Raw genomic sequence first — 16,743 nt, forward strand, 5'->3', positions numbered from 1 at the left:
GGGGCTCATTTCCACAACGACGTGGGCTGTGCCGTGGCCAATTGCACCACTGCGGTGCGGGCTGGAGCCACCCAGATCCAGGGCAATTACCTGGGCCTGGGGGAACGCTGCGGCGACGTGCAGCTCTCAGTGGTCATCCCCAATTTACAGTTAAAATCCGGCTACAGCTGCATCCCCAACAGCAAGATGGAGCTGGTCACCCGGGTGGCCTCCTTTATCGCCGAGACGGCCAACATCAATATCCCGGCCAACATGCCCTATTTGGGGCGCAACGCCTTTGCCCACAAGGACATTGACAGCTGCGGGGGCAAATCTGCCCCTTCGGCCCATATCTCCCCAGAACTGGTGGGCAACCGGCGCAACGTGCTCCTCTCCGAATTTATCGGCAAATCCGGCCTATTGGCTGCGGTGCAGCGGCTGGATCCCACCATCACTCGGGAAGAGATCCAGGGAAAACACCTGGGGAACCATATCCGGGCGATGGAGCGGGAAGGGTACCAGTTTGAATCCGCTGTAGCCAGCCTGATCCTCATGGTAGTGCGTGAACTCCGGCCGGGGAAACAGCCTTTTGAATTGGCCTCCGCCCAGATTGCCGGTGACCCCTGCCGCAGCGACCAGCCGATTTTAGCGGTAGTCAAAGTGAAACGAAAAGGGGAGTCCATTCTGGGGGCCGGGGAGGGAAAAGGGACCATTGACGCTTTGGCTTCCGCTTTTTACCAAGCCCTGGGAAGCTGGTATCCCGCTTTGCAGAAGATCCGGATCATCGACTATAAGGTCCGGCTTTTGGACACCGCCCCGTCAGGGGAGCGCTCGGTGCGGGTAGCGGTTACCGTCTGCGACGGGGAACTGACCTGGTGCACGCTGGGCATCTCAAAAGATGTGCTGCAAGCCAGCTGCCAAGCCCTGCAGGACGCTCTCCTATACGGCTGCATGCAGACGGAAGAACAACAGGAAACCACAGTGGGCTCTACGCCCGTAAAACAATAGGAGGAGACGAATTTCCATGGATGGACAAGAATTTTACGGCGAATTTTCTGCTTGGCTGGACGAAGTTTTGAAGGAGGAACTCCCCCAAGGGATCGCTGCCTTCAACTTCAACCTATATGAAGGGGAGGATGCCTTTGACATCCAGTTAATCGGTGCCAGCCGGTTTGATGAGGCGGACGATGACTGGGCTTGCGACGAAGCCTTCTCCAGCGAAGAGGATGTCTACTACCTCCCACGGGAGAGTGAGGACATCGAGTGGCAGGAGGGGCTGTCCTGTGCCGCTGACCTGGTGGATCTGTACCTGGATCAAGGTCAGTACGCCGGAAAGCTCAAAGCGGCCCAGGCGGTGGCCATCGGTTTTGTAGACGGGGATTTGACCATCCTTTACACCCGGGAATAACGGTGTCAATTGGGGCGGGTAGCGCTGGATGGAATCCGGCCTGCCCGTTTTTTGTGGGGGCAAGGGCCGCGCTGGCGGCTTTCAGCAGGAGGAGCAGGAAATTATTTGGTGGCCGGCGAATTATGGATTGCCAAAAGAGGATGTTTTTGGTATAATGACACCGTTTGGACCTACTCTAGGCAATCCTTGAAGGGGATAACGCCGCCCGGCAGGCAACAAAAAGGCCGTGCATCCTGCGGGGGAGGCACATCCACTGCGGCGGCCCTTTCAGCAATTCGGAAAAATCCATAAGGACACAAGAGGTCTTGTGTCCTATTTTTTCGGGAAAAAGGGGCTAAATTGCAAGCATTTTGTGAAAAAAAACCTTCCGGCGTTTCAATCCACCTGCAATGGGTGTATACTAGGGTTGGTTCCTTTCACGCCGGGAAAAAGCTTTACAACGGCGTGGCAATTGTTGTAAAATAGAATAAAACTGTGGGAGTGAGTCGAATGGCATTGAAGTATAAACGAATCCTGCTCAAACTCAGCGGCGAAGCCCTTGCCGGAGATCAAAAATTCGGCCTGGATTACGACACCGTATACCGGATCTGCGCCAGCGTCAAGAAATGTGTGGAACTGGGCGCAGAGATCGCCATTGTAGTGGGCGGCGGCAACTTTTGGCGGGGCCGCAGCAGCGGCCAGATGGACCGCACTCGGGCTGACCACATGGGAATGCTGGCCACGGTGATCAACGCCCTGGCCCTGGCAGACGCCCTGGAGGCCCAAAAGGTGGATGTGCGGGTGCAGACCGCCATCGCCATGCAGCAGATCGCCGAGCCCTACATAAGGAACCGGGCGGTCCGCCATCTGGAAAAGGGCAGAGTGGTTATCTTTGGCTGCGGCACCGGCAACCCCTTTTTCTCCACCGATACCACATCTTCCCTGCGGGCAGCGGAGATCGACGCGGATATCATCTTTAAAGCCACGTTGGTGGATGGTGTCTACGACAGCGACCCCAACAAGAACCCCGATGCAGTCCGGTACGACCGGCTTTCTTTCAGCGAAATCCTCAATAAGGAGCTGACGGTCATGGACATGACAGCGGCTTCTATGTGCAAAGACAACCACATCCCCATTTTGGTGTTTAGCCTGGATGATCCCGATAACATTGTCCGCGCGGTACAGGGCGAGGAAATCGGAACTCTGGTGCAGTAATAGAAGGAGGCGTCATTTATGAATGCTATGGTAAAACCTTACGAGGAAAAAATGAACAAAACCCTGCAAGTCCTGGACAAAGAATTCAGCGGCATCCGCGCCGGCAGAGCCAACCCCGGCCTGCTGGATCAGATTATGGTGGACTACTACGGCGTCCCCACCGCAATTGGGCAGATGGCGGCTATCTCGGTCCCGGAAGCCAGAATGCTGATGATCCAGCCCTGGGATAAATCCACCCTGAAAGCCATTGAGAAGGCCATCCAGACCTCGGATCTGGGCATCAACCCCAACAACGACGGCAGTGTCATCCGGCTGGTGTTTCCCCCTTTGACCGAAGAGCGCAGAAAAGACCTGTGCAAAACCGTCAGCAAGACGGCGGAGGATGCCAAGGTGGCCATCCGCGCCATCCGCCGGGATGCCAACGACAAATTCAAAGCTGCGAAAAAGGCCAGCGAAGTCACTGAGGACGACCTGAAACAGCTGGAAAAAGAGATTCAGGACATCACCGACCGGTTCATCAAGGACATCGACAAGGCGGCGGAAGCCAAATCCAAAGAGATTATGGAAATTTAGATAAGCCCTCCTGCATAGAAATCAGTAGAGAAGCGAGGCACGGTTCATGTTTGAGCAAAAATCCAAATCACTGCCCCCGGTGCTGCCCAAGCACATAGGCATCATCATGGACGGCAATGGCCGATGGGCTACCAAACGCGGCCTGCCCCGCACAGCCGGTCACAAGCAAGGCGCCAAGACTTTTGGCGATATCACCGCATACGTCCGCGATCTAGGCATCCCCTACATCACCGCTTATGCCTTTTCCACCGAAAACTGGAAGCGGCCGAAAGATGAGGTGGACGCCATCATGAACCTGCTGCGGGAGTATTTGAAAGATGCGTACCGGTTTGAAAAGGAGAATGTCCGGGTTCATTTTTTAGGGGATCCTGCGCCGCTGGACAGGGACCTACAGGAAATGATGGCGGACATCACCGAAAAGAGCCGGAACAATACCGGCATCACGGTAAACATTGCGCTGAACTATGGCGGCAGGGCGGAGATTGTAGAAGCTGCCCGCCGCCTGGTTCAGGATGTGCGGTCCGGCCTCCTGCGGGAGGAGGACATCACCGAAGAAGCGCTTTCAGCCCGGCTGTACACTGCGGGCCAGCCTGACCCCGATCTCATCATCCGGCCCAGTGGGGAACACCGTTCTTCCAATTTCCTGCTGTGGCAGTCCGCCTATGCGGAGTTCATCTACATGGATGTGCTGTGGCCGGACTTTAAGCCGGAACACCTGGATAAAGCCCTCTGGGAGTATGCTGCCCGGAACCGGCGGTTTGGAGGAATTTGATTTGAAGCAGCGCATACTTTCGGCTGCTGTGGGACTGTGTGTCCTGTTTGTAGTCCTTCGTTTTTTTGATACGCTGATTCTCAATGCAGCAGTCAGTGTCATTTCTCTTCTGGCGCTCTATGAAATGCTGGCGGCAACGGGGCATATCCGCTACCGGGGCCTCTCGCTGGCCTGCTTTCTCACCGCCGCATGGATTCCCTTTTTAAAGACCAGCTATTTTGTACAGCTTCGGCTGTTCCCAGTCCTCGTGTACCTGCTTGTGGTGGTGCTCTTCTGCATCCTGCTGGCAAAACACGAGACCCTGAATTTTGAAGATGTAGGCTTTGCCTTTTTTGTCAGTTTGTTTATCCCGCTTTCCATCACCACCGCCATCTATATGCGGGATTCCTTCGGTGCGGTGTTGGGCATGTTCTATGTGTTGGTGGCTTTGGGTGGGGCGTGGCTCTGCGACACCTGCGCCTATTTCTCTGGCGTGGCCTTTGGCAAACACAAAATGGCCCCGAAAATCAGCCCCAAAAAGACGGTGGAGGGCGCTGTAGGCGGGGTCATCGGAGCGCTGCTCCTCCTATTGGGGGTGGCGTATCTTCTCTCCCATGGGTTTGCTATGCTTGGCAGCCCCATTGAAGTGGATTACTTGCGCCTTGCGCTGATCAGCCCGTTGCTTTCCCTGACCAGCATGGTGGGGGATCTCTCCGCTTCGGTGATCAAGCGCCAATGCGGCATCAAGGACTTTGGCTCGATTATGCCCGGTCACGGCGGTGTTCTGGACCGGTTTGACAGTGTGCTGTTTGTCATGCCGCTGGTGTACATCATCGCCCGGCATCTGCCCTTGGCAGGGTTGGCATAACAGCGTGGAAAGGAAGATTCCTACGAAAAAAACAATCTCCATATTGGGCTCTACCGGGTCCATTGGGACCCAGAGCCTGGCGGTTTGCCGCAATCTGGGCATCCGTGTCCACGGCCTTTCCGCACACAAAAACTGCAGATTGATTGAAGAACAGGCGAGGGAGTTTCTTCCTCGCTATGTCGTTATTACCGACCTTTCTGCCTACCGTGAGGTGAAAACTGCTTTGGCGGATACCCCTTGCCAGGTGGTTTATGGGATGGAGGCGCTCTGCGCCCTAGCGGCGGACCCCCAGAACGACTTAGTGCTCAACTCGGTAATGGGGATGGTCGGCCTCCGTCCTACCCTGGCGGCGCTGGAGGCGGGGAACCAGGTGGCCCTCGCCAACAAGGAGACCTTGGTGGCTGGCGGGAGATTAGTCACCGGCCTTGCCCAGAGGAAGGGCCTTCCCATCCTGCCGGTGGACAGCGAGCACTCAGCCATTTTCCAATGTTTGCAGGGGAGTGCAGGGAACCCCATCCAATCCATCCTTCTCACCGCGTCGGGTGGCCCATTCTTCGGGAAAACCCGGGCGGAACTGGAACAGGTGGGAATCGGCGACGCCCTAAATCACCCCAACTGGTCCATGGGGGCGAAGATCACAGTGGATTCCGCGACCCTGATGAACAAGGGGTTGGAGTTTATTGAGGCCATCCGGCTGTTTGATGTCCCGCCGGAAGCCATCCAGGTGGTGATCCATCGGGAGAGCGTCCTTCACTCGGCGGTGGAGTTTGCCGACGGGTCGGTCATCGCCCAGCTGGGGGTTCCAGATATGCGCATCCCCATCCAGTACGCATTGACCTACCCCCAGCGGGTGGGGAGCGGCGTTCGGCGGCTTTCCCTGGCGGATTGGGGCAAACTCACCTTTTTTGAACCGGATTGCGAGACCTTCTCCTGCCTGCCCGCGGCGATAGAGGCAGTGAAGCGGGATGGGCTCGCCCCAGCAATTTTAAACGGCGCCAATGAGGAGGCTGTAGCCCTCTTTTTGGCGGGGGAGATCCCCTTCCTGCAAATAGGGGAGTTGGTGCGGGAGGCCCTGGAGAGGGTCCCTTCCCAGGATGATTTTACCCTTGAGGACGTGTTAGAGGCGGATCGAGCGGCAAAGGATTGTGTAAAAACCCTGGCGGCCTGTTATCGGCGGTAAAACGGGGCAAACTTTGCACAGGGGCGCCAAATAGGGCGCCAATACGCATGGCTTTAGGAGGTCTTTATGGGTAACACTTTGAGTACAATTGTCATTTCAGTGCTGGTATTTGGCGCGCTGATCTTCATCCACGAGCTGGGCCACTTTCTGGCGGCAAAATGGGCGGGGATCCGGGTCAACGAATTTTCCCTGGGCATGGGCCCGGTGATCTTCCAGCGGCAGGAAGGGGAGACCGCCTACTCCCTGCGGGCTTTCCCTATTGGCGGATTTGTCAGCATGGAAGGGGAGGACGACGGCAGCAACGACGAGCGGGCCTTCTGCAACAAGAGCGTGGGCAAGCGCTTTCTGGTCATCTCCGCTGGGGCCATGATGAACCTTTTGCTGGGTTTCCTGTTGATGATCCTTCTGGTCTGCATGGGCAACGCCGTGGGCACCACCCAGATCAGCCAGTTTGGAGAAGGGGCGGTCAGTTCCCAATGGCTACAGGTAGACGACGAGATCGTCTCGGTCAATGGCCATCGGGTGCGCACCCCCAACGACATCAGCTATGAATTTATGAATGAGGATGACGGCGTCCTGGATATGGAAGTAATCCGGGATGGGGAGAAGATCAACCTTTCCGGCGTCACCTTCGACATGCAGGACATCGGGGATGGCCTCAAAGCTATCCGCATTGATTTTAAGGTATACGGGGTGCAGAAAACCATCTGGAATGTGCCGCCATATGCTTTTAATTGGTCGGTTTCCATTATGAAGCAGGTCTGGTCCTCGCTGATCAAAATGGTCACCGGGCAGTTTACCCTCAACCAGCTCTCCGGGCCGGTGGGGGTGGCCTCCACCATTGGCGAGGCAGCCTCTATGGGGTTGGACAGCACCATTTTGATCATCGCCTTTATCACCATCAACCTGGGTGTGTTCAACCTGCTGCCCTTTCCCGCGTTGGACGGCGGCCGGCTGTTTTTCCTGCTCATTGAGATGATCCGGCGCAAACCCATCAAACCAGAATATGAGGGCTATGTCAACACAGCGGGACTTCTGATCCTTTTGGGGCTGATGGCTATGGTGACCTTCAACGACGTCATAAAATTGATTTTCCGCTAAAAAGGAGGAGACGCCATGACAAGGAAATTGACCCGGCGGGTTGCAGTAGGGGGAATCCCCATCGGGGGTGGGGAGCCGGTTGTGGTGCAATCGATGCTCAACACCCGGGCTGGAGATGTAAAGGCCTCGGTTGCCCAGGCCAAGGCGCTGGAGCAAGCCGGCTGCCAGATCGTCCGCATCGCTGTCCCAGACCAGGATGGGGTGCGGCTGATTGGTGTGCTGAAGGAAGCGGTCTCCATGCCGGTTGTGGCGGACATCCATTTTGATTACCGCTTGGCACTGGAATCCATCGCTGCCGGGGTGGATAAAATCCGCATCAACCCTGGAAATATCGGCTCAGATGACCGAGTCCGCCAGGTGGCTGAAGGCTGTAAGCGGGCGGGGATCCCCATCCGCATCGGGGTGAACTCCGGTTCGGTGGAGAAAGAAATCCTCCGCCGGTTTGGCGGCCCCACGCCGGAGGCCATGGTGGAGAGTGCAGCCTACCACGTCTCTTTGCTGGAACAATTTGACTTTCACGACATCATCCTATCCCTGAAAAGCTCTGGGGTGCCACAGACAATAGAGGCTTACCGCCTGGCTTCCCAGCGGTTTGATTACCCCCTCCATCTGGGGGTCACCGAAGCGGGAACTGAGCGGATGGGCTTGGTGAAATCCGCTGTGGGCATCGGCTCGTTGCTGGCGGACGGCATCGGCGATACCATCCGGGTATCCCTGACCGCCGACCCAGTCAAGGAGATCGCCGCAGCCAAAGACATCCTGCGGGCGGTGGGACTGGATCAAACCGGCCCTACCATTGTCTCTTGCCCCACCTGCGGCCGGACCCGGATCGATTTGATCGGCCTTGCTCACCAGGTGGAGGAGGCCCTTGCCGATTGTAAGAAACCCATCAAGGTGGCGGTGATGGGCTGCGCAGTCAATGGCCCAGGGGAAGCGCGGGAGGCGGACATCGGCATCGCCGGCGGCGATGGGGTGGGTCTCCTGTTCAAAAAAGGGGAGATCATCAAAAAGGTCCCGGAGGAGGAACTCCTCTGTGCACTATTGTCCGCCATTGAGGAATTGTAGTTACATAGAAGTGGTGAAACATTGAGCAGTTTTCATGAGATATTCGGCGCCTATTTGGGCCCGATGGATTTGAATTTGGCACGTGGGGAGATCACACGGCTGCGGGTTATCAAAGCGGAGCGGACCATGGAGGTGACCCTCTTTTTAGAGGACACTGTCTCCCACGAAGCGCTGCATATGGCAGGGCAAAAATTGGCGGAGGCGCTGAGGCTCTCCGCCGCTGTTTTACTGCCCACCTACCCCAAGGAGAAATTCAGCCCCGATTACCTGCCGGAGCTGGTTGTCCGTCTGCGGCAGGAGGGGGCGCTGGTCAACGGCTTTTTTGAAGGGGCCTCCGCCCGCTTGGAGGGAGGGACCCTGTATATCGCCCTATCCCATGGGGGGGCAGATCTGCTGCGCCAGGCCCGCTGCCCAGAGAAGATCAGCTCCATCCTCCGGGAGGAGTTTGGCCTGGGCTTCCAGGTGGAACTGGAAGGGGTCCTCACGGTCCAGAAGGACAGCGCCCAGTTCACTGAGGTGATCGCCAAAGCGGAAGCTGCCCTGCCCAAGGTGGAGCTGCGCCCTGCATCCGCCAGCGCGCCCAAAGAGCGGCCGAAACAGAAGGTGGCCTTCGACATCACTGGCCTGCCCTTTGAGCCGGACAGCATGCAGGTGGTCATCGGCAAACCCATTAAAGAGCGGCCGATGAAGCTCTCCGACGTGGATCAGGAGAGCGGCACCGTGGTGGTGTGGGGCGACATTTTCCGGGCGGAAAAGCGGATGACCCGGGATGGGAGCCGCGCCATCTACTCCATTGATTTTTCCGATTACACCAACTCCAACACCCTAAAGATCATCGCGGACAAGGATAAGACCGACCCGCCGGACAGCCTCACAGTAGGCAAAACCATTGTGGTGCGGGGGCTGGCCTCCTATGACAAGTACGACCGGGAGATCACCATCCGGCCCAGCGATGTCAGCACAGTGAAGAAGATTTCCAAGGTGGATGAGGCCCCCACCAAACGGGTGGAGCTCCACCTCCACAGCAACATGTCCGCTATGGACGGCATCACCGGCCTGGATAAGATCATTGACCAGGCCTATAAATGGGGTCACCGGGCCTTGGCCATCACCGACCACGGGGTGGTGCAGGCCTTCCCCGACGCCATGAACGCGGTGAACAAAATCACCAAGGAAGGCGGGGAATTTAAGGTCCTCTACGGGGTGGAGGGCTATTTCGTCAACGACATGGTGCCCGCGGTGGCTGGCGGCGAGGACGTCCCCTTTGACGGGGAGTTCATCGTCTTTGACCTGGAGACCACCGGCCTTTCCGCTGCCACTGAGCGGATCACCGAAATCGGCGCCGTGCGTCTGGTAAACGGGGAAGTGGCGGAGGAGTTCAACACCTTTGTGGACCCGGAGACCGCTATCCCGGTGAAGATCACCGAACTGACCGGCATCACCAATGAAATGGTGCAGGGCGCCCCAAAAGAAAAAGAAGCCCTGGAGATGTTCTATCAGTTTTGCAGAAAAGGCAATGCGGTGCTGGTGGCCCACAACGCCCCCTTTGACACCGGCTTTCTCAAAGCAGCAGCCCGGCGCAGCGGCATGAAGTACGAGTTCACCTCGGTGGACACGGTTCCCATTTCCCGGTCGTTGTTCCCCGGGCTGAAAAACCACAAGCTGGACACGGTGGCCAACCACCTGAAACTTCCCCCCTTCAACCACCACCGGGCCTGTGATGACGCCCGGGTGCTGGCGGGCATCTTCGCCAAGGAGATGGAGATCATCGAGGCGGACCGGGGAGTCAACACCATTGGGAGGATCAACACCGCCCTCACTGCCAGCGACCCCCAAAAATTGCCCTCCTATCACATCGTCATCCTGGCGAAAAACTCCCAAGGGCTGAAAAACCTGTACAAGCTGATCTCCATGTCCCATCTGGACTATTTTTATAAACGGCCCCGCATCCCCAAAAGCGAGCTGATCAAGCTGCGGGAGGGGCTGATTATCGGCAGCGCCTGCGAAGCCGGCGAGCTGTTCCGGGCCATCCTGGACGGCAAGGCTTGGAATGAATTGTGCGACATCGCCCGGTTTTACGACTACCTGGAGATCCAGCCCATCGACAACAACCGGTTCCTTTTGCGGGAACAGCGGGTCAACAGTGAGGAAGAGCTCCAGGATTTCAACAAGACCATTGTCAAGCTGGGCGACCGGCTGGGCCTCCCGGTGGTTGCCACTGGCGACGTCCACTTCTTAAACGAGAGCGACTCCATCTTCCGGGAGATCCTCATGGCGGGGCAAGGGTTCAAGGACGCGGGGGAGCAGGCTCCCCTCTATTTGAAGACCACAGGCCAGATGCTGGAAGAATTCTCTTACCTGGGCGAGAAAAAAGCCTACGAAGTGGTGGTGGAAAACACCAACCGAATCGCCGACATGGTGGAGGTGCTCAAGCCTATCCCCGACGGCACCTTCCCGCCCCACATCGAGGGCGCAGAAGAGGATTTGCAGCGGATCACCTGGGGCCGCGCCCGGGCTGTCTACGGCGATCCCTTGCCGGAATTGGTGGAAAAACGCCTGGACCGGGAGCTTTCCTCCATCATCAAACACGGGTTTTCCGTGCTGTACATCATCGCTCAGAAGCTGGTGGCCAAGTCGGAAGAAAACGGCTACCTGGTGGGGTCCCGCGGCTCGGTTGGCTCCTCCTTTGTGGCCACCATGGCCGGCATTTCGGAGGTCAACCCTCTGCCGCCCCACTACATCTGCCCCAACTGCAAGCACAGTGAGTTTATCACCGACGGCTCCATCGGCTCAGGGTTTGACCTGCCCGCCAAGGTGTGCCCGGTCTGCGGCACCCCCTATTTGCAGGACGGCCACGATATCCCCTTTGAAACCTTCCTCGGGTTTAATGGCGACAAATCCCCGGATATCGACCTGAACTTCTCCGGCGAGTATCAGGCCCGAGCACACAAGTACACCGAGGAGCTGTTCGGTTCCAGCCATGTTTTCAAGGCAGGCACCATCTCCACCGTGGCGGAGAAAACCGCCTATGGATTTGTGAAAAAATACCTGGAAGAGCGGGGGAGGATGGTCCATCGGGCGGAGGAAACCCGCCTGGCCCTCGGGTGCACCGGCGTTAAGCGGACCACCGGCCAGCATCCTGGCGGCATGGTGGTCATCCCCGGTGCCCATGAGGTCTACGACTTCACCCCGGTGCAGCACCCGGCGGATGACGCCGATTCCTCCATCGTGACCACCCACTTCGACTTCCACTCCCTCCATGACACCATCTTGAAGCTGGATAACCTGGGACACGATGTCCCTACCCTGTATAAGCACTTGGAGGACAGCACTGGGGTCAAGGTCAATGACATCCCCATGAGCGACCCTAAAATCATCAGCCTGTTCACCTCGCCAGAGGTGCTGGGGGTTAGTGAAGAGGACATCGACTGCAACACCGGCAGTTTGGGCCTTCCGGAGATGGGCACCAGCTTTGTGCGGCAGATGCTCCAGGATGCCAAGCCCAAGACCTTCTCCGACCTATTGCAGATTTCCGGCCTGTCCCACGGCACCGATGTCTGGTTGGGCAACGCCCAAGATTTGATCAAAAGCGGTACCTGCGACATTTCTGAGGTCATCGGTACCCGAGACAGCATTATGCTGTACCTGATTTACCACGGTCTGGAGCCGGGAATGGCTTTTAAGATCATGGAGATCACCCGTAAGGGCAAGGCTACCAAGCTTTTGACCGAAGAGCATATCACCGCCATGAAGGAACACGACGTCCCCGATTGGTACATCGACAGCTGTATGAAGATCAAATACATGTTCCCCAAGGCCCACGCCGCCGCCTATGTCATCGGCGCCATCCGGCTGGGTTGGTATAAGGTTTACCGGCCGCTGGAATTTTATGCCACCATCTTTACGGTGCGGGGCGGAGATTTTGACGCTGACGCCGCCATCCGGGGCAGGGGAGCGGTGCTGCAGAAAATGGAAGACTTAAAGCGCAAAGGCAATGAGCGCACCACCAAAGAGGATGACCAGTACGCCACCTTACAGATCATGAATGAGATGATGGCCAGAGGCTTCCAGTTCCTGCCGGTGGATTTGTACAAATCCCACGCCACCAAATACCAGTGCGAGGATGGAAAGATCCGCCTGCCTTTCTGTGCCCTTAAGGGGCTTGGAGCTGCCGCTGCCACCAGCATCCAGGATGCTGCAGCGGAAGGGGAATTCATCTCGGGGGATGACATTATCAACCGTGCAAAGGTCTCCAAAGCGGTGGTAGAACTTCTCAAAGATGCAGGGGCCCTCAAAGATATCCCTGACAGCAGTCAGATGACATTTTTTTAAAAAGGTGAAAAAAGCCTTTTGTATCAACAAAAATCCGTCTGTAAAGATAATGTTCTTTACAGACGGATTTTTGAATTATGTGAAATATTTTTGGAGAAAAACCCTAGTTTTAAAAATCATTATCGAATTTTGCCTGCAAGAAAATCTTCTTTAAACTGCACTTTTGGCACGGTGAACACCTTGCCATCCAGGTAGGAGAGATGCTCCCCATCGGTGGAAAAGCGGAACCCCAGCTGGTAAGAATACAGCGCCTGGAACCGGAATCCGGTGCCCTTGTTATCCCGGTTGAAACCGTATTTGGTGTCCCCCAACAGGGGATGTCCCACATGTGCCAGGTGGGCGCGGATCTGGTGGGTGCGGCCGGTGAGCAGCTCTACCTCCAGTAGGGAGAAGCGGCCGTTTTGGGCCAGCACCCGGTATTTGGTCAACATGGTCTTGGCGCCAGACCGGGGGGAGTCAAAGACAAAGACCTGGTTTTTGGACTCGTCTTTGATGTGGTAAGCTTTGAGGGTGTCGGATTTTTTGGGCATCTGCCCGTGGACGATGCAGAGGTACCGTTTGTCCAATTCCCGGTCCTTGATCTTCTGGTTGAGCACCCGCAGGGTGGGGGCATTTTTGGCCGCGATGACAATCCCGCCGGTGTTGCGGTCAATCCGGTTGCAGAGGGCTGGGGCAAAGCTGTTTTCCTCCTGGGGCCGGTACTCCCCTTTGTTGTAGAGGTAGTGGAGCACCCGGTTGATGAGGGTGTCCACCTGTTCCTTCTGATCCTCGTGGACCAAAAGCCCAGGTTTTTTATCTAAAAGAAGGAGGTTCTCATCTTCATAGAGGATGTCGACCTCCCCGGGGGCGGCTAAAAAAGGAAACTCCATCTGGGGTGTTTCAAAAAACTCATCATTGAGGTAGCATTCCACCAAATCCCCCGCCTGCACCCTGGTGGAGATTTCACACCGCTTGCCGTTGAGCTTGATCCGCTTGGTCCGCAGGGCCTTGTACAGCAGCGACTGAGGCAGTTTGGGAATGGATTTGGCGATAAACTTGTCCATCCGCTGGCCGGCATCGTTTTGGTTGACCACAAATTGTTTCATGATTCCTCCCCGCTGGGATGCCCAGCAATTCCATAAAAGTCTTGTTCCAGTATACCAAAAAGCAGGGGAAATGAAAAGAATTCCGGACAAAACCTCACCGATCCATTCCAAAATCCGCCGGTTTTTGCTATACTGGGAGCATCAAGGGGAGCGGAGGCAGAGACAGGTGGAACAACAAAAGGGATCGGGGAAGGATAAGAATATCCACAGCGGACACCGGCAGAGGATTCGGGACCGGTTTCTCAAAACAGGGCTGGATGGGTTCCAGGACCACGAGGTGTTGGAACTTTTGTTGTTTTATGCCATCCCACGGGGGGATACCAACAAAATCGCCCACCAGTTGCTGGAACGGTTCGGGTCTTTTTCCGGCGTATGCGACGCCCCGATAGAGGAACTGCAAAAGGTCCCTGGCGTCGGGGCAAGCGCCTCAATCCTGGTGGGGATGGTTTCTTCCTTAAGCCGCCGCTACCTGGACGACAAATATGCCGCGGGAACGGTGTTGGACACCACCGAAAAGGTGGGCAGTTTCCTCAAACACAAATTTGTAGGCCGCACCAATGAGGTGGTGTATTTGGCCTGCCTGGACAACAAAAAGAAGCTGCTGTACTGCGACATCCTCACCGAAGGGACCATCGACAGCGCACCCATCACCGTCCGCCGGATTGTGGAGGTGGCTATGCGTGTGGCCGCGGCTTCAGTGGTGGTGGCCCACAACCATCCCCAGGGGTTTGCACTGCCCTCCAACGACGATATCGCCACCACCATAAAGCTTCGCAATGCGTTGGATGCGGTCTCGGTTCAGCTGTTGGACCATATCATCGTCGCCCAGGATGATTTTGTCTCCTTGGCAGATTCCGGCCTTTTTGTGGGGATGTAGGCGGGCGCAGCCCCAAATCTCCAGATCCGCTGAAGCAATAAAAAAGCAGCGCGGCTTGTTGCCGCGCTGCTTTTTTATGTGCTGTTGTGCTGGCACTGAGGGGCGGGAATGCGAAAAGGGATGATTAAATAGAGAGGGTTATGCCTTTGCCGGGGGATAGCGCTCCTCCAGCCACTGGATTAAATCAGCTACGGCGCCATCCATACAGGGCCCAAGAACCATTTTGCACAAAGGCTTCAGATCCTCCGGAGTAGTGCCTACACAGGTAGGAAACCCGGCGGAGAGGAACATCTCCCGGTCGTTGTAAAAATCCCCGATAAATACGGTGTTTTCAATAGGAATGTTTTGCTCCTTGCACAGCTTCAAAAAGGCGCTGGCCTTGCTCACCCCATGGGGAAGCATCTCAATGGAGGTGAGGGCGGAGCGGACGAAGTCCACACCGGGGTAGGGGCGGCTTTTCAGTTCCTCATAGACTTGTTGGGCATCTTCTTCTGGAACAACAAAAAGGAATTTGTAGTAGGGGCCTTGGAGTTCCTCTAAGGTTCGGCGGGGAAATTCCCGGGAAAAGCACTGATCCGGCCGGCCCTCTTCTTTTAGGATGAAGTACCCTTCCTCATTGATGAGAAGCACGCCAAATTCCCGGTGCTGGGAAAGGATCTCCCGCAGGTAATCCTCTCCTTGTGGGGGGATATAGGTCACCGAATGAGCTCTGTCCTCCGCAAAACTATAGACAGCACATCCGTTGCCGATCACCGAATCGGCATTGATGGGCAGGCCCTCCACAAAAGGCTTGATGTTGGTAATGCCCCGGCCGGTGCACAGGGCAAAATGACCTCCTTTTTCCACAAACCGGGCGATGGCCTGGCGGTTGCGCTGGGGGATGCCAAGCCCTGCGATTCCCAAGGTGCCGTCAATGTCGCTGTAGAGATAGATGTCCGATAGGGTTTGAATCATATATTTCCTCCAGAAATTACTTGAGAATGGGGAAGGGTTTCCCCTCCATCTGTGGCATGTCCACACCCGCTAAGGCAGCCAAAGTGGGGCATTCATCCAGCAGGTCGGCGCCATCGATGACTACCCCGGGGCGGATGTCCGGCCCGAATGCCACAAAGGGGGGCTTTTCCCCTTTGGATGGGTGATGGCCGTGGGTGGCGCTGTATTGATCGTAGAGCGGGGATTCCCGGGAAATGAGGATAGGGGCGGTAAAACTGTTCTGGAACAAGGTGCCAAGGGCGCCCTCTACCACAAAGGAGAATTCTCCGGAAAGGCCCTCTTCTTTCAAGGCTTCTTCGGCGGTGTACACCCGGTCGATACACTGGGGATAGGCGGCCTGGAGGGCGAGAAGAGCCTTGTGAACCCGGGATACCAGCCTTTCATCCCCTTTGTCCTTGAGGTGGATGTGGGTGGAGAACCCGGCAGAGAAGCTGTACGCCTCATACTCCTCTGGCAGGCCGTTTGCCCCCAGCCGGATGAAGCCCATATCCACCAAGCAGGCATTGAGGTGGAATACCTGACGGATGTCGATCTGCCCATGGTCGCCCAGCAGCACAAAGTTGGTGTCCTCGTAGGTGCCAGCGTCCTTGGTGGCCTCTACGATCCGGCCCACGGCGATGTCAAGCTGTTTGATACAGTCTTCAATCTCCTGGCCGTGGTCCCCGTGGACGTGGCGGGCGTGGTCCAGGTGGACGATGTGGTGAAGGAGCAGGTCCGGTTTGTGGTTGCGCAGGATGTCAATGGCGATCTCCACCCCGTAGACCCGCAGGTCGTCATTGCTGTGCCAGTCGTAGCGGGAGATGAACCGGTCATAGTACTCCTCAAATGCAGCAGGGGAGGCGGCCTTGCGGTAGACTTCCCGCTGGTCCTCTTTGAGGGCTTTCACCGGCCAAATTTCCGGCACATTGTACCCCCGGGTATCCCCGGCGGTCACCGGCCAGTTGACCGTCGCCGCAGTGCGGCCGTCCTCCCAGACGGCGTCCACTAGGGTGGGAACTTGGATGCCTTCTTTCTCCCAGTACCAGTCGGAGCCCATGATGCTCCAGTTGGGTTCATCCCGGGTGATGCCCGGCTTCTGGTTGTGGGGGATGCCGTTTTTCTCCGGCCTTACGCCGGTGACAATGGCGGTGTGAATTGGATAGGTCAGGGTGGGATAAATTTCTCGCACATTTTTGACAATGGCGCATTTTTCCGCCAGCTGGGAACAGTAGGGAAGTTGGAACAGTAGATCCAGGTCGCCAGTTTGCAGTGCATCTAGGGAGAGGACGATCAGTTTTTTTGCCATAGGGCACAATCTCCTTTGCTTGTATTGAAAATGGTGGGTTTGGGTAGAGAAA

Annotated in this window: 14 protein-coding genes; 11 read left to right on the forward strand and 3 right to left on the reverse strand. The window is 56.6% G+C overall.

The features are described from left to right. From RDQ42_RS07995 to RDQ42_RS08040, 10 genes are all read left to right on the forward strand, one after another. The coding region (locus tag RDQ42_RS07995) for an alpha-isopropylmalate synthase regulatory domain-containing protein (protein ID WP_308588529.1) at window positions 1-987 on the forward strand (987 nt) is incomplete at its 5' end. Between the two features lie 16 nt (window positions 988-1,003). After that, entirely contained in the window at window positions 1,004-1,387 is a 384-nt protein-coding gene (locus RDQ42_RS08000; RefSeq protein ID WP_054332425.1) for a hypothetical protein, read from the forward strand. A 489-nt stretch (window positions 1,388-1,876) separates the two neighbouring features. Then, on the forward strand, window positions 1,877-2,581 hold the full coding sequence (gene pyrH, locus RDQ42_RS08005) for a UMP kinase (RefSeq protein ID WP_054332424.1): 705 nt from the start codon (window positions 1,877-1,879) through the stop codon (window positions 2,579-2,581). An 18-nt stretch (window positions 2,582-2,599) separates the two neighbouring features. Beyond that, window positions 2,600-3,154 (forward strand): ribosome recycling factor, encoded by a 555-nt coding sequence (gene frr, locus RDQ42_RS08010; RefSeq protein ID WP_054332423.1) that lies wholly within the window; start codon window positions 2,600-2,602, stop codon window positions 3,152-3,154. Window positions 3,155-3,200: 46 nt separating this feature from the next. Then, window positions 3,201-3,926, forward strand: a complete 726-nt coding sequence (locus RDQ42_RS08015) for an isoprenyl transferase (RefSeq protein WP_054332422.1) — start codon at window positions 3,201-3,203, stop codon at window positions 3,924-3,926. A gap of 1 nt (window position 3,927) precedes the next feature. Continuing rightward, window positions 3,928-4,773: a phosphatidate cytidylyltransferase gene (locus RDQ42_RS08020; protein ID WP_204211269.1), complete on the forward strand. Its 846-nt coding sequence runs from the start codon at window positions 3,928-3,930 to the stop codon at window positions 4,771-4,773. 16 nt (window positions 4,774-4,789) lie between these two features. Further along, window positions 4,790-5,953, forward strand: a complete 1,164-nt coding sequence (locus RDQ42_RS08025; RefSeq protein ID WP_071428371.1) for a 1-deoxy-D-xylulose-5-phosphate reductoisomerase — start codon at window positions 4,790-4,792, stop codon at window positions 5,951-5,953. A gap of 66 nt (window positions 5,954-6,019) precedes the next feature. Then, window positions 6,020-7,054, forward strand: coding sequence for an RIP metalloprotease (locus tag RDQ42_RS08030; protein ID WP_231358362.1), 1,035 nt, complete (start codon window positions 6,020-6,022; stop codon window positions 7,052-7,054). 15 nt (window positions 7,055-7,069) lie between these two features. Beyond that, entirely contained in the window at window positions 7,070-8,119 is a 1,050-nt protein-coding gene (ispG, locus tag RDQ42_RS08035; protein ID WP_231358363.1) for a flavodoxin-dependent (E)-4-hydroxy-3-methylbut-2-enyl-diphosphate synthase, read from the forward strand. A 21-nt stretch (window positions 8,120-8,140) separates the two neighbouring features. Then, entirely contained in the window at window positions 8,141-12,451 is a 4,311-nt protein-coding gene (locus RDQ42_RS08040; RefSeq protein WP_308588532.1) for a PolC-type DNA polymerase III, read from the forward strand. Between the two features lie 119 nt (window positions 12,452-12,570). Here RDQ42_RS08040 and RDQ42_RS08045 read toward each other — a convergent pair whose 3' ends face one another. After that, complete coding sequence (locus tag RDQ42_RS08045) at window positions 12,571-13,536, reverse strand: RluA family pseudouridine synthase (protein ID WP_308588533.1); 966 nt, start codon at window positions 13,534-13,536, stop codon at window positions 12,571-12,573. 166 nt (window positions 13,537-13,702) lie between these two features. On the opposite strand from RDQ42_RS08045, the gene radC reads away from it, so the two are divergent. Next, window positions 13,703-14,413 (forward strand): DNA repair protein RadC, encoded by a 711-nt coding sequence (gene radC, locus RDQ42_RS08050; RefSeq protein ID WP_071427058.1) that lies wholly within the window; start codon window positions 13,703-13,705, stop codon window positions 14,411-14,413. 138 nt (window positions 14,414-14,551) lie between these two features. On the opposite strand, the gene RDQ42_RS08055 is transcribed toward radC, so the two are convergent. Both RDQ42_RS08055 and RDQ42_RS08060 read right to left on the reverse strand, forming a co-directional pair. Beyond that, a complete protein-coding gene (locus RDQ42_RS08055) occupies window positions 14,552-15,367 on the reverse strand; it encodes an HAD family hydrolase (RefSeq protein ID WP_071427059.1) in 816 nt (271 codons plus the stop codon). Between the two features lie 16 nt (window positions 15,368-15,383). Then, window positions 15,384-16,691 carry an alkaline phosphatase family protein gene (locus RDQ42_RS08060; protein WP_231358365.1) on the reverse strand — a complete coding sequence of 436 codons (1,308 nt, stop codon included), beginning with the start codon at window positions 16,689-16,691 and terminating at the stop codon, window positions 15,384-15,386. Between the last annotated feature and the right edge of the window lie 52 nt (window positions 16,692-16,743).

This window comes from uncultured Merdimmobilis sp., from assembly GCF_902471145.1.
Lineage (GTDB): Bacteria > Bacillota > Clostridia > Oscillospirales > Ruminococcaceae > Merdimmobilis > Merdimmobilis hominis.

Excerpts from the sequence above, each read along its gene's own strand:
- ispG (WP_231358363.1), top strand. The coding sequence starts at position 7,070 with ATGACAAGGAAATTGACCCGGCGGGTTGCAGTAGGGGGAATCCCCATC.
- frr (WP_054332423.1), top strand. The coding sequence starts at position 2,600 with ATGAATGCTATGGTAAAACCTTACGAGGAAAAAATGAACAAAACCCTG.
- RDQ42_RS08060 (WP_231358365.1), bottom strand. The coding sequence starts at position 16,691 with ATGGCAAAAAAACTGATCGTCCTCTCCCTAGATGCACTGCAAACTGGC.
- pyrH (WP_054332424.1), top strand. The coding sequence starts at position 1,877 with ATGGCATTGAAGTATAAACGAATCCTGCTCAAACTCAGCGGCGAAGCC.
- RDQ42_RS08000 (WP_054332425.1), top strand. The coding sequence starts at position 1,004 with ATGGATGGACAAGAATTTTACGGCGAATTTTCTGCTTGGCTGGACGAA.
- RDQ42_RS08015 (WP_054332422.1), top strand. The coding sequence starts at position 3,201 with ATGTTTGAGCAAAAATCCAAATCACTGCCCCCGGTGCTGCCCAAGCAC.
- RDQ42_RS08030 (WP_231358362.1), top strand. The coding sequence starts at position 6,020 with ATGGGTAACACTTTGAGTACAATTGTCATTTCAGTGCTGGTATTTGGC.
- RDQ42_RS08045 (WP_308588533.1), bottom strand. The coding sequence starts at position 13,536 with ATGAAACAATTTGTGGTCAACCAAAACGATGCCGGCCAGCGGATGGAC.
- RDQ42_RS08055 (WP_071427059.1), bottom strand. The coding sequence starts at position 15,367 with ATGATTCAAACCCTATCGGACATCTATCTCTACAGCGACATTGACGGC.